Genomic DNA, 13221 nt, shown 5'->3' on the forward strand with positions numbered 1-13221 from the left:
GCCCGGCAATGTCGCTGCCGGGCAACAGGATATTCAGCTTTCGGCCACCGCCATCCGCTGATTCCGTACCCGCACGGTCTGATATAGCCAGATAAGCAATACCACGCCCACGCACGCCAGCGCGCCCCAGGTAATTTCACTAAACACATCAATATACGCATTAATGGAATAGTTAATCGCCCCGGAGGCATCGAAAGCGCCCTGCGACGTCCGGTCGGCGATGACGCCTGCCAGATAGTTGGCAATCGCGCCGGAGAGCAGCATATAGATGCCGGTCAGCACGCCAGTGACGCCGGGGATTTCAATACGGGTGATTTGCGACATGGCAACAGGGTCAATAAACAACTCGGCGAAGCCCATCACCGCCAGACCGAGGATCATTAACGGCATGGATGAGTGACCGTAGGTGGCCGACCAGCGGGCGCTCAGGGTCAGAATACAGAACCCGGCGCTCATCAGGCCAAGGCCCAGCGCAAATTTACCCCAAATTCGCACGGTGCGATTGCCGCTGACGCTCTCTTTCACCAGCCACGCCAGCACCACGCCGCACAGCATGACAGCAAAGGCATTGACCGACTGGAACATAGCGGTCGGGACGTCGTAGCCGAGAATGCCGCGGTCGACGAAACGGTCAATATACAGGCTAATCGAACTGCCGCCCTGCTGAGCAAAGGCCCAGAACAACAGGCTAAACAGGGTCAGAGTGACAATGAGTCCCAGATCTTTACGCTGCTTCTGCGTTTGTGCCTGGCGATAAATTTTCACCAGAACGGCAAAGCCTATCAGGGTCGCGGCGATCAGCGCATAGACTGACCACGCTTTCCAGAACAGAACGGTAATAGCCAGCGGGGCGACCACCAGCAGAACCAGCAGCCAGCTCCAGTTAGGCAGAACGAAAGTTCTGGCGCGCAGCGCAGCGTGGTTCACCCCGGCAGTATGGGTAAAATGGCGGTTGCCGCACAGGAAGATAATCAATCCGGCCAGCATACCGATAGCCGCCAGCGCGAATCCCATTGCCCAGCTGTACTCTTCCTGCACGTAACCGCAGGCGATAGGGGCGACAATAGAGCCGACGTTGCCCGCCGCGTACAGCAGAGAAAACCCGCCGTCGCGACGCGGATCCTGCGGTTCATACAGTTCACCCAACAGGCAGCTGATATTCGACTTAAACAACCCGTAGCCGCAGACGATAATCGCCAGTGAAAGATAGAGGAACGTTGGCGCAACTTCGCTGGCACCGAGCACCAGATGCCCGATAGCCATCAGACACGCGCCGATCATCACCGCCATCCGGTTGCCCAGAATTTTATCGGCCAGAAAACCGCCGAGGATTGGCGTGACGTAGACCAGGGAACAATAAGCGCTAAACAGTTCGTAAGCGTGATTGTCGTCGTACTTGAGCTGGTTGGTGAGATACAGGATCAGCAGCGCGCGCATGCCGTAAAAACTAAAGTATTCCCAAATTTGCAGTGCGACCACATAGTAAATGGCGCGTGGCTGTGAAGCTTTTCTATTCATGATATTCCCGGTCTAAATCCTACGCAGGGCAGAAGCCCGAGGCGTAACTACTTACAGTGATGCAGATCTAATAATTTGTGCAATATGCTGTTTGGTTGCATAAATATACATGAAGCGTGGCGGATAACGGTAAGCAATTTGAGTCTTTATGCACGATGAGCCGCAAGATTATGCGAGGTATCATTAAGGCAAATAATTGGCTGTCGACGAGGACGCGTGGGGACGCTATGGTAGTTCTGTAAATGGCATAAGGGGTAAGTCGAACAATGATGAAAAACACCGAACTGGAACAGCTGATCAACGAGAAACTGAACAGTATCACCTTCAGTGACTATGGTCCGAATGGCCTGCAGGTTGAAGGCAAAGAAACGGTACAGAAGATCGTCATGGGCGTTACCGCCAGCCAGGCGCTGCTTGATGAAGCCGTGCGCCAGCAGGCCGACGCGGTGATTGTGCATCATGGTTATTTCTGGAAAAACGAGTCGCCTGTCATTCGCGGCATGAAGCGCAACCGCCTGAAAACGCTGCTGCAAAACGATATCAACCTCTATGGCTGGCACCTGCCGCTGGATGCGCATCCGGAACTGGGCAACAACGTTCAGCTTGCCGCACTGCTGGGTATCACGGTGAAGGGCGAAATCGAACCGCTGCTGCCGTGGGGTGAGCTCTCTATGCCGGTGCCGGGGCTGGAACTGGCCTCGTGGATCGAAGCTCGTCTGGGACGTAAACCGCTGTGGTGCGGCGATACCGGACCGGACCTGGTGCAACGCGTGGCATGGTGTACCGGCGGCGGTCAGGGATTTATTGATAACGCGGCGCGCTTCGGTGTGGATGCCTTTATTACTGGCGAAGTTTCCGAACAAACCATCCATTCCGCACGTGAGCAGGGGCTGCATTTTTACGCGGCCGGTCATCACGCAACCGAACGCGGCGGTATTCGCGCACTGAGCGAATGGCTGACTGAAAATACCGATCTGGATGTCACCTTTATCGATATCCCGAATCCAGCATAAAAAAGAGGAAAAAAAGTGCAGCGAGCGCGTTGTTACCTGTCAGGAGAAACCGCAGTGGTGCTGGAGCTGGAACCTCCCGTCACCCTGGCGAGCCAGAAGCGGATTTGGCGTTTAACGCAACGAGTCGCCGAAATGCCCAACGTGGTAGAAGCCATTCCCGGAATGAACAATATTACCGTTGTGCTGCGCGATCCCCAGTCGCTGGCGCTGGATGCGCTTGAGCGTTTGCAGCGCTGGTGGGAGGAGAGTGAGGCGCTGGAGCCAGACTCCCGCGCCATTGAAATTCCGGTGGTCTACGGCGGCGAGCAGGGGCCTGATCTGCACGAAGTCGCCCGCCACAGCGGATTAACACCGCGGCAGGTGGTGGAACTTCACGCCTCGGTGGATTACGTGGTCTGGTTTTTGGGCTTCCAGCCGGGCTTTCCCTATCTTGGCGGCCTGCCGGAGCAGCTTATTACGCCGCGTCGGGCTGAGCCTCGTCTGCTGGTTCCCGCTGGCTCGGTCGGCGTTGGCGGCGCGCAGACCGGGATTTATCCGCTCCCCACGCCGGGAGGCTGGCAGCTTATTGGGACGACGCCGCAGGCGCTGTTCGATCCTGCCAAAAGCGAACCCGTATTGCTGCGTCCCGGCGACAGCGTGCGCTTTGTTCCACAGAAGGAGGGCGTATGCTGAATATAATTCGCGCCGGCATGATGACGACGGTGCAGGACGGCGGTCGGGTAGGGCAGCGCCAGTCCGGCATCAGTCAGTGCGGTGCGCTGGATCTTCCGGCGTTGCGTATTGCTAATTTACTGGTCGGTAACGACAAAGATGCGGCAGCACTGGAGATTGTCCTCGGCCAGTTTTCCGTTGAGTTTGCACAGGATGGCTGGTTTGCGCTGACCGGCGCGGGCTGTGATGCCACTCTGGATGGCGCTCAGGTGTGGACCGGCTGGCGGCAGCATGCCCGCGCAGGGCAGCGCCTGACGCTGAAGACGCCCCGTCACGGCGCGCGTAGCTATCTGGCGATTGCTGGTGGCATCGATGTGCCGCAGGTGATGGGATCGCGCAGTACCGATCTTAAACTGGGCATTGGTGGTCTGGAAGGCCGGTTATTGCAGGATGGTGACTTTCTTGCCACTCATGCTCCGACGCGTGATTTCAGCGGGCCGCACGGTATCAAACAGCTTTTATGGAGCAACCGCCTGCGGGCGCTGCCGGGGCCAGAATATAATGAATTTGATCCGGCATCACAGGCCGCATTCTGGCGCTTGCCGTGGCGTCTGAGTCCGCAAAGCGATCGCATGGGGTATCGGCTACAGGGGCAGATCCTCAAACGGACCACCGATCGCGAGTTGCTTTCACACGGCCTGCTGCCGGGCGTCGTCCAGGTGCCGCATAACGGGCAACCGATCGTATTGATGAACGACGCGCAGACCACGGGCGGCTATCCACGGATTGCCTGTGTGATCGAGGCGGACATGTACCATCTGGCGCAAATCCCACTCGGGCAGCCAATTCATTTCGTTCCCTGCACGCTGGAAGAAGCGCTTAAAGCGCGTAGCGATCAGCATCGCTATATCGAACAGCTTGAATGGCGGTTGAATGATGATCAGTGAAATGCCGGGAGCTTGCGGTAAAAGCCTTTACGGTGCAGGGGGATCTATCGATCTTAACGCCGATGTGGGAGAGGGCTGCGCCAGCGATGCCGCGCTCTTTACCCTGATCTCCTCAGCCAATATTGCCTGCGGCTTTCATGCAGGCGATGCGCTGACCATGCGGTTTTGCGTGCGGGAAGCGCGTAAAAATAGCGTAGCCATCGGGGCGCATCCGGGATTTGCCGACCGGGAAAATTTCGGCCGCACCGCGATGCAACTGCCGCCGGAGACGATTTTCGCCCAGACCCTGTACCAGATTGGTGCGCTGGCCGCCATCGCCCGTGCTGAGGGCGGCGTGATGCGTCACGTCAAACCGCACGGTATGCTCTATAATCAGGCCGCACGCGATCCGCAACTGGCGGATGCCATTGCTCGCGCCGTTCATGCCTGCGATCCGCAGCTTGTACTGGTGGGTCTGGCGGGCAGCGAGCTGATCCATGCCGGGCAGCGTTATGGCCTGGCGACCCGGCAGGAAGTGTTTGCCGATCGGCGATATCAGCGCGACGGTAGTCTCGTCCCCCGCACTCAGCCGGGTGCGCTGATTGAAGATGAGGAACAGGCGCTGACGCAGACGCTGGAGATGATCCGGCAAGGCAGGGTAATGAGCCTGGATGGCGTATGGGTGCCGGTTGAGGCGCAGACGATATGTCTCCACGGCGACGGTGAACAGGCGCTGGCGTTTGCCCGCCATTTGCGGGCCGCATTTGCAGCGCAGGGGATCAGGGTTAGCGCGGAATAACCTTTTGCGCGGATAGGGTGTCCGGTCTATGCATCATGCACGCCGCGTCTGGGCTATTGCGAGAAATGCCAGCCGCATTCTGGCTACCTGCCGGATGGCGGCTGCGCCTTATCCGGCCTACATTCAGGGTACAAACCGCGGTGGTAACACCGCCATTCGTAGCCGTTCGTAGGCCCGGTAAGCGCAGCGCCACCGGGCATTTAGCCGCCGTTGCCGGAGAATATTCTCCCTCTTGAGGCCACTACATGTTGAATTCGTAGGCCCGGTAAGCGCAGCGCCACCGGGCATTTAACCGCCAATGGACGGAGAACTTCTTTACCTCTAAGAGCCACTACACGTTCAGGAGAAATCATGCCAGAAGGACCGGAAATTCGCCGTGCCGCCGACAATCTGGAAAAGGCGATCAAAGGTAAACCCCTAACCGAAGCCTGGTTTGCCTTCCCCCACCTACAGCGTTTCGCCGCCGATCTGGCAGGCGAACGGGTAGACGCCATCGAAACGCGCGGCAAAGCATTGCTTACCCATTTCTCTAATGGCCTGACGCTCTACAGCCACAATCAGCTTTATGGCGTCTGGCGCGTCGTTAACGCGGATGAAAATCCGCAATCCACCCGTATCCTGCGGGTCAGATTACAAACGCAGGATAAAGCTATTTTGCTTTATAGCGCGTCGGATATCGAGATGCTGACGGCAGAAGGGCTGGCGCAGCATCCTTTTTTACTGCGCGTCGGGCCGGACGTGCTGGATATGACGCTAACCGCTGAAATGGTAAAAGAGCGCTTGCTGTCGACGCGTTTTCGCCGTCGCCAGTTCTCCGGGCTGCTGCTCGATCAGGCGTTTCTGGCCGGGTTGGGCAACTATTTGCGCGTGGAGATCCTCTGGCATACGGGGCTTGCGCCCAGCCACAAGGCGGCCGACCTGACACAGACGCAACTCGATGCGCTGGCCGACGCGCTGCTGGCGGTTCCGCGGCTTTCCTACACCACCCGGGGCAAGGTCAACGAAAAACGCCACCACGGCGCGCTGTTCAGCTTTAAGGTCTTCCATCGGGCGGGGAAAAAATGCGAACGCTGCGGAGGGATTATTGAGAAGACCACGCTGTCGTCGCGGCCTTTTTACTGGTGCCCGGGCTGCCAGCATTAACGTCCAGGAAAGCCGGGCCGTTTATCACCGACCCGGTTCCCTCGGCTAGTTGTAGTTTATCTTGAAGACCACCACCGTCTCGAAAGGGCCAGGCTCGACCGTGGCCCCGGCAACTTTTGACAGCTCCGCAGTATAGGTATTTTCAAAAACGAGCATGTCGCCGGTGAAATCGGCGTATTCTTCGTATTTATTGAACTCAAAAGGCTGGGACTTCGCGTCCAGGATACGCAGCTGCAAGCCGTTGCCGATCAGCAATGCGTTATCATCCTCGACCAGCATCTCCTGGGTGTAGAAGGACGAGGTCACTTTGAAGCCGTCGGTGCATTCCCCGTTCTGGTTTTTGGTGGTTTTGATATCAAACGTGCGCGTCATGTTATGGCGGGAAATATCCAGCACGTTGAACTTCCCGAAATCAATAACCTGGTTGTCCGGCGAAATGGCGAAGTTCACGCTACAGTCGAGCACGCGAATATTTTGCAGACCGTTAATATGGTATTTCAGGTTTCTCGCTGTCGGATCTTCGTTAATACCGCCTTTGCCGTCAAACTGCACAATAATGTAATCGCTCAGCGGGCTTTGGTAATCATGCGGCGGCATTTCGCGTATTTTAACGTACAGCCGCATACGGGCGATAAACGTGCGGGAGGTGTGAATATTATTGGGATCTTTTGAGCAAAGCTTATTCTGCCAGCCCATATCAATCAGCTGCTGAGGGGTATAGATAGCGATTTTTTTCGCATCAATACACTGGGTCGTATCAATGCTGCTTTTACCGAGGCTGGAATCGTAATCGATGCCGTTATAGGTAACGCCGAGCTGGTAATAGCGATCCTGAAGGCCGGGGTACGGGTTTACCCAGGCATAGACGTTTTCCGCCATAAACTCGGCGTCGGTATTATTATCGCAATACACCGGGATTTTAATGTCGTCGGATTCCCAGATTTTATCGCCGGGTTTGGCATTGTTGGGTACGGAAAACGGCTCTACCGTTTCGAATTTCTCTATTATCCCGCCGGTGGTGCCAAAATAGCAGTCCAGCGCCAGCGCCGCTTTCAGCGGCATGAAGACGATGACGAATAGCAGAAACAGGCGCGACCAGCGGCTCATCTTTTCTCCTCCACCGGCTTGAGCGTACAGCTTCTCTGGCACGACAGCGTGGTCATGCGCAGCGCGCCGTAGTCATCCATGTAGCCCAGATAGAAGAAGCTGCCTTTATAGCCGGGCGTGTGGACGCTGGTCGTGCTGAACGGCGCGATCATCGTGCTCTGAAAGCCGGGCAGCACCCCTTTGCCATCTTTCCCCAGGTAAGCGATGGTCAAATAATAGGGCGTTGGGTTTTGCAGGCTCAGCGTCTCGCCCTGTTGGGAGACCTTCATCTGTAGCTCGACGCGATCGCCGGTTTTTTTACGCAGTGCCGCCGGTCGCCAGAACAGTTTTATGCGGCTCTGAATGGCGATTTGCAGAACGGCCGCATCGCTCTTTTTATCGGGTGCCGGGGGGATCTCGCGCAAATTATAATAAAACAGGCTCTCACGGTCGGCGGGAAGCTGCGCTGCGGCGGCCTGTTTGACAATCCTGACCTGCGTCATCGCGCCGGGGTTAACCCGCTGGATGGGCGGCAGCGCGGTAAGATACTCGTCGTTTTTATTGCCCTTATCATCCTCAATCCACGAGTAGGCCAGATAAGGATCTTTCGGGCTTTGGTTATTAATTCTTAAGCTGTTGGCTTTCTCATTGCTGTTAAAAATCACCCGGGTGCGGTCGGGCTGTAGCGCCGCCTGTCCGCACAGACTGAACGCCAGTAAAAGCAGGGGAATGCCTCGATAAAATGTCATCTCTTTTCCTTAATTAATGACAGGGAAGTAACAGGTGCTGGGTAATGTTGTCCAGATTGTCCGGAAGCGTAATCTGGCAGCGACGATCGCCCCATTGCACAATAAAATGCTGGCCCGCGGCGACACCGCTAAGCCAGGCGTGACCTTCTTCACTGACCATACCCACGTCGGTATTGGTCTCTTCATGGCGCACCACCGCGCCAAGCGGCGGTACGTTGCCCGCGTTATCGCGGATAAGCACGTTCACCTCTTTACCGGCCCGGGAGGCCAGTGCTTTATAGCCGATGGCCCCTTCCGTCCAGGTTTCCCGCACGGTGTTTTCACTCACGGTCACACCATCCGGCAGATCGTCCATATTGACGGCGATGGTCGTTGGCTGATAGCTGGAGATCATCGGCACCACCGCATAGCCGAAGCGGTTGGTGTAGTCGCTGTCTCCGGCTACCGGGATGTCGGCAATGCCGTCGGTGCTGACCATCAAGCGCGGCTCATTGCCAGCGGCCCGGCGGTGGAAGGCGGCGCCATGCGGCGTCGCGGTGAAAGAGCCGCTCCAGCTGGTACTCAACGAACGGTAATCGTTAACGGCATAGTTGCCGGAGAGATCCCATTCTCCCGCCGAGGCGGTATGGGCATAGTTGGCGCTGAACTGCTGGCCGTGATCGGGGCGGCCATTATCGATCCCGGCGGCGACACCCCAGGTATTATGCGGGTCAGCGTAGTCGTTCCAGGAAAGACGGTGCGAGGTGCTGCTGCTGTCCTGCATATCGTAGCCCAGACGGCCCCCGTCGCCGATGGGCAGCGATACGGAGACATAGATCTGTTTATCGTTATCGCTGTCTTCGTAATGGGTGGTGCTATAGGTCGTGGTCAGCGAAATATTTTTCAAGCTGCCGACATCAAAGTTAAACCCGGCAGAGATATTCGCCGTAGTGGATGAATCATCATTCCACCAGCTCTGACGCAGTACGCTTACGCTCAGGTTCATATTGAGCGGCGTTATCGGCTGGCTGGCGGAAAGGCTGATGGTCTGTTTTTCATCCTGGGTATCGGCATCGTTATATTGATGGTCGATGAAATTAGCGTAGCTGTGAAAATGGCGGTCAGAAAAGCGGTAAGCGGCCAGCGATACCGTGCTATCGGTGGCTTCAAAACGCTTGCTGTAGTTCAGGCGATAGCTAAAGCCTTTTTCTTCGTCACCGTTGTCAAACCGGCTGGTGGCGTGGGTAACATCAAACGAGATGGCCCCCAGCCACAGCATATTTTGCCCAATCCCCAGCGCGCCGGAGCGGTAGTTATCGCCCGCAATTAACAGGCCGCCATACAGGGAGGTGTTGGAGAGCACGCCCCAGGAGGCTTCATTGGTGATAAACGTTTCGTCCGCAACGTGGTGAGAAAGGCTGGGGCGGGCGCGCCCGGCGGCCACTTTGTAACGAATCTGGCCCTGACGCGTCAGGAACGGCGTGGAGGCCGCGGAAACCTGGAAGGTATTTACCCGGCCATCTTCTTCGGTCACTTTGACGTCCAGCGTGCCCTGCACCGACTGGTTTAAATCGGCGATCGTAAACGGGCCGGGTGCCACTTTGGTTTGATAAATCACGCGGCCCGAGTGGCTGACCGTGACGGTAGCGTGCGTTTGCGCCACGCCGCTGATTTGCGGCGCATAGCCGCGCAGCTCCCAGGGCAGCATACGGTCGTCGCTGGCCAGTTCAGCGCCGGTATAGGAAAACCCATCAAAAATATTCGAACTGAGATCGGTTTCCCCCAGCGTCAGCCGGGCCCCTAACGTGGGCAGCGGGCGAAACAGATAGGTGCGCGAAATGGATCCATTGCTGTCGCTGTGACCGTCGGTTTTCGTCTGGCTATACTGATAATCGCTGCGCAAACGCCACGGCCCGGCGTTAATGCCTGCCGTCCCGTAGGTATTCACGTTTTCCGTTTTGTCGCCTTCATCGGGGCGATAGGTGCTGGCGAAAAGGTTGTAGTCCAGAAGAAACCCCGGCACGCCCTCGCTCCAGGTGGAGGGCGGCATCCAGTTTTGCGATTGCCACGCAAGCCACGCCTGCGGGACAGAAATATTGAGCTGTTGATTGGCCTGGTCTAACGTAAAGGTGATTTCAGGATGCGCGGAAAAGTCGACGCAGCCATCTTTTTCTGTGAGCGCCTTGCGAACGTCCTCTTTTAAATTCAGTTTATCGGCCAGCGCTGCCGGTATACAGACTTCGGTGGTCTGCTCAACCTGCCGCCAGCGAATTTTTTGCCCGGCGCTGATCTTGTTATTGTTGACCGCAATCGCCACAAAATAGTCGCCGGGCGCAACGGCGGCGTCATTTTTGAGCAAAGAAAAATCGACGCTATCGCGCATGGATTTATCCAGCACGTTAAGATTAAATTCCACGGCCATCGCGGGCGCGGCAAGTACCATGCCGATCAGGAGCGACAAACGATGAATTTTCACAGCATCCCTACCTGAAATGTCTTGCAGGCGGCCTGACGGGCCGCCTGAAAAATGATGGATTATTTATAATCCAGAACGTAAGTGGCGTTAGACGTCACGGCACCCGGCGTTACCTGGTTGGCACCCGTCGAGTCGATCCGTTGCATCCATGCAAAGAAATTCAGTTGCTGGCTGGCTGACGCAGGCAGCAGGGGGATATCAGTAGTTGGCTGGCCCAGCGTAATCGGCGTCTGATCGCTATTGAGGAGCATTACGCCCACGCCAGTTGCTTCGCCGGTGCTGGTGTTATCCAGCATTTCCGTTCCCTCGGTAGTTTTGGCGTCACTGTCGAAGGTGACGGCAACCTTGGAAATGGGCTGACCCGAACCATTATCTGAATTAGGCAGATCGCAGTTGATTAAACGAATACGGACCGGAATTGCGGAGGAGTGACCGTCGGTGTTGATGCGTCTTGTGGTTACTGTCCCCAGTTCAATCGTCTGATCAACATCATCGGGATGGATTTCACACGGCGCATTGACAACCTCGCCTTTAAAGTGGAGTTCACCGGAGCCCTGGTCGTTAGCTGCATACGCGGAAGCAGCAAAAGCCAGAGCGACAGAAACCCCTAAGACACTTTTGTGTAATATTGACATACCAAATTCCTTCTCAGTTAAAACGTACTTCGCCCACATAATAGATTATAAAATTTATCGCTAAATTTATTTATACTTAAAGTGGTTTTAAGTTTGACTTATTCTTATAAAAGTTAAATAAAATCAATGGGTTGCACGCTAACCGGGAGGGGTATTCATTCTTTAAATAGATATAATTAAATTATAATGCGATCTTTTAAGATATTACGTTAACGACGAATACAAAAAAATAGGAATATATTTAGTCATAAATTGTGTTTAAGTGAGAATTATCTTTAAACTCATTAGCATGGATTATCATTGTGTTGAATAATAGCAAATAAAGCGTTTAATAATCCTGCAATAAGGCGAAAAATAACGCAAAAAAAGAACCCCGCAGGGTTCTTGAGGTTGATGACAACCCGTTTGTTATTGTATGCGCCGTTTTGCCGGGTGGCGGCTTCGCCTTATCCGGCCTACAAAACCATCAATATCAGCCGGTTAGTTGCAACCCGTAGGCCTGCGCAAGCGAAGCGCCGCCAGGCATCATTCCACGGTACAACGTTTGTCAGCAGTTTGAAGAACCCCGCAGGGTTCTTCTCACGCTACTTTTACAGCCACGCTCCGGGAATTAACGTTTTTCCACGTCAGATTTAAAATCGCGCTGATCGTAGCCGGTATACAGCTGACGCGGACGCGCAATCTTAATGCCGTCGTCGTGCATCTCGTTCCAGTGGGCGATCCAGCCGACGGTACGCGCCATCGCGAAGATAACGGTAAACATGGATGATGGAATGCCCATCGCTTTCAGGATGATGCCAGAGTAGAAGTCAACGTTCGGATAGAGTTTACGCTCGATGAAGTACGGATCGTTGAGCGCGATATTTTCCAGCTCCATCGCCACTTCCAGCAGGTCGTCTTTGGTGCCCAGCTCTTTGAGCACTTCATGACAGGTTTCACGCATCACGGTGGCGCGCGGATCGTAATTCTTGTACACGCGGTGGCCGAAGCCCATCAGACGGAACGAATCGTTCTTATCTTTGGCGCGGCGCAGGAATTCCGGAATGTGTTTAACTGAACTGATCTCTTCCAGCATTTTCAGCGCCGCTTCGTTGGCACCGCCGTGTGCCGGTCCCCACAGCGAGGCGATGCCGGCTGCGATGCAGGCGAACGGATTCGCGCCGCTGGAGCCTGCGGTACGCACGGTAGAGGTTGAGGCGTTCTGCTCGTGATCCGCATGCAGGATCAGGATACGGTCCATCGCGCGTTCCAGTACCGGATTCACCTCGTAAGGTTCGCACGGCGTGGAGAACATCATATTCAGGAAGTTACCGGCATAGGAGAGGTCATTACGCGGATAGACAAACGGCTGGCCGATAGAATATTTGTAACACATCGCGGCCACAGTTGGCATTTTGGACAGCAGGCGGAACGCGGCGATTTCACGATGACGTGAATTGTTAACATCCAGTGAATCATGGTAGAACGCCGCCAGCGCGCCGGTCACGCCGCACAGCACCGCCATCGGGTGAGAGTCGCGACGGAAACCGTGGAACAGACGGGTGATCTGCTCATGGATCATGGTATGGCGGGTGACGATAGTCTGGAATTCTTCATACTGTTCCTGAGTCGGTTTCTCGCCGTACAGCAGGATGTAACACACTTCGAGATAGTTGGACCCGGTGGCCAGTTGGTCAATCGGGAAGCCGCGATGCAGCAGGATGCCTTCGTCACCGTCGATAAAGGTGATTTTGGATTCGCAGGATGCGGTAGAGGTGAAACCAGGATCGAAGGTGAATACGCCTTTTGATCCAAGACTACGGATATCGATTACATCCTGACCCAGCGTGCCTTTTAGCACGTCCAGTTCAACAGCAGTATCACCGTTTAGAGTGAGGTTTGCTTTCTTATCAGCCATTTACGGTCTCCTTAGCGCCTTATGCTTAAGACTGCCGCCAGCCGGATTTACCTTCAGCCTGAAGTTTAACGTGACCAGTTTGTTATGTGGCTTACGGCTCTGCTTATAGAGGAAAAACCAGGGTACAGAGCGATGGGCGCTGGCAGGTACGCGTCAAAACTACACTGAAACAACGGTAAATCAGGGTGTTGCAATCCGAATAATTCAAACCTGTATATCACTAATACCTGTACTGATTACTGCGGTCAATATCATCTCACTGTTACATAACTTATTCGCAGGTGAAAGAGTGACCCCATAACTTTTACGCATTATATGACTTTTCGGCTTACGTTTGTAACAATAATGT

The 13221-nt window shown here is 55.1% G+C and carries 12 protein-coding genes; 6 read left to right on the forward strand and 6 right to left on the reverse strand.

Annotation, left to right across the window (positions count from 1 at the left end; genetic code table 11):
- Positions 1-33: 33 nt before the first annotated feature.
- Entirely contained in the window at positions 34-1518 is a 1485-nt protein-coding gene (gene dtpD / locus ACMGGS_RS14150) for a dipeptide permease DtpD (RefSeq protein ID WP_414163163.1), read from the reverse strand.
- A 269-nt stretch (positions 1519-1787) separates the two neighbouring features.
- Here dtpD and ACMGGS_RS14155 point away from each other — a divergent pair, with 269 nt between their 5' ends.
- The 6 genes from ACMGGS_RS14155 to nei all read left to right on the forward strand — a co-directional run bounded on the left by ACMGGS_RS14155 (position 1788) and on the right by nei (position 6050).
- Positions 1788-2531 (forward strand): type 2 GTP cyclohydrolase I, encoded by a 744-nt coding sequence (locus ACMGGS_RS14155; protein WP_176916943.1) that lies wholly within the window; start codon positions 1788-1790, stop codon positions 2529-2531.
- A gap of 15 nt (positions 2532-2546) precedes the next feature.
- Entirely contained in the window at positions 2547-3203 is a 657-nt protein-coding gene (pxpB, locus tag ACMGGS_RS14160; RefSeq protein ID WP_414163164.1) for a 5-oxoprolinase subunit PxpB, read from the forward strand.
- Entirely contained in the window at positions 3197-4129 is a 933-nt protein-coding gene (gene pxpC / locus ACMGGS_RS14165) for a 5-oxoprolinase subunit PxpC (protein WP_414163165.1), read from the forward strand. The genes pxpB and pxpC overlap by 7 nt, the downstream gene beginning before the upstream one ends.
- Before the next feature lies 1 nt (position 4130).
- A complete protein-coding gene (gene pxpA / locus ACMGGS_RS14170; protein ID WP_414166281.1) occupies positions 4131-4907 on the forward strand; it encodes a 5-oxoprolinase subunit PxpA in 777 nt (258 codons plus the stop codon).
- 28 nt (positions 4908-4935) lie between these two features.
- Positions 4936-5079 (forward strand): hypothetical protein, encoded by a 144-nt coding sequence (locus ACMGGS_RS14175; protein WP_414163166.1) that lies wholly within the window; start codon positions 4936-4938, stop codon positions 5077-5079.
- Between the two features lie 179 nt (positions 5080-5258).
- Positions 5259-6050, forward strand: a complete 792-nt coding sequence (nei, locus tag ACMGGS_RS14180; RefSeq protein WP_414163167.1) for an endonuclease VIII — start codon at positions 5259-5261, stop codon at positions 6048-6050.
- Positions 6051-6095: 45 nt separating this feature from the next.
- Here the strand turns inward: nei and ACMGGS_RS14185 are convergent, their stop codons facing one another.
- The 5 genes from ACMGGS_RS14185 to ACMGGS_RS14205 all read right to left on the reverse strand — a co-directional run bounded on the left by ACMGGS_RS14185 (position 6096) and on the right by ACMGGS_RS14205 (position 12872).
- Positions 6096-7157: a fimbrial protein gene (locus ACMGGS_RS14185; RefSeq protein WP_414163168.1), complete on the reverse strand. Its 1062-nt coding sequence runs from the start codon at positions 7155-7157 to the stop codon at positions 6096-6098.
- Positions 7154-7885, reverse strand: coding sequence for a molecular chaperone (locus ACMGGS_RS14190; RefSeq protein ID WP_414163169.1), 732 nt, complete (start codon positions 7883-7885; stop codon positions 7154-7156). Before ACMGGS_RS14190 ends, ACMGGS_RS14185 begins: the two co-directional genes overlap by 4 nt.
- A 13-nt stretch (positions 7886-7898) precedes the next feature.
- Positions 7899-10340: a fimbria/pilus outer membrane usher protein gene (locus ACMGGS_RS14195; RefSeq protein WP_414163170.1), complete on the reverse strand. Its 2442-nt coding sequence runs from the start codon at positions 10338-10340 to the stop codon at positions 7899-7901.
- 59 nt (positions 10341-10399) lie between these two features.
- Positions 10400-10975: a fimbrial protein gene (locus tag ACMGGS_RS14200; protein WP_414163171.1), complete on the reverse strand. Its 576-nt coding sequence runs from the start codon at positions 10973-10975 to the stop codon at positions 10400-10402.
- A gap of 610 nt (positions 10976-11585) precedes the next feature.
- Positions 11586-12872: a citrate synthase gene (locus tag ACMGGS_RS14205; RefSeq protein ID WP_194205477.1), complete on the reverse strand. Its 1287-nt coding sequence runs from the start codon at positions 12870-12872 to the stop codon at positions 11586-11588.
- Positions 12873-13221: the final 349 nt, after the last annotated feature.

This window comes from Superficieibacter sp. BNK-5 (assembly GCF_047456055.1).
GTDB lineage: Bacteria > Pseudomonadota > Gammaproteobacteria > Enterobacterales > Enterobacteriaceae > Superficieibacter.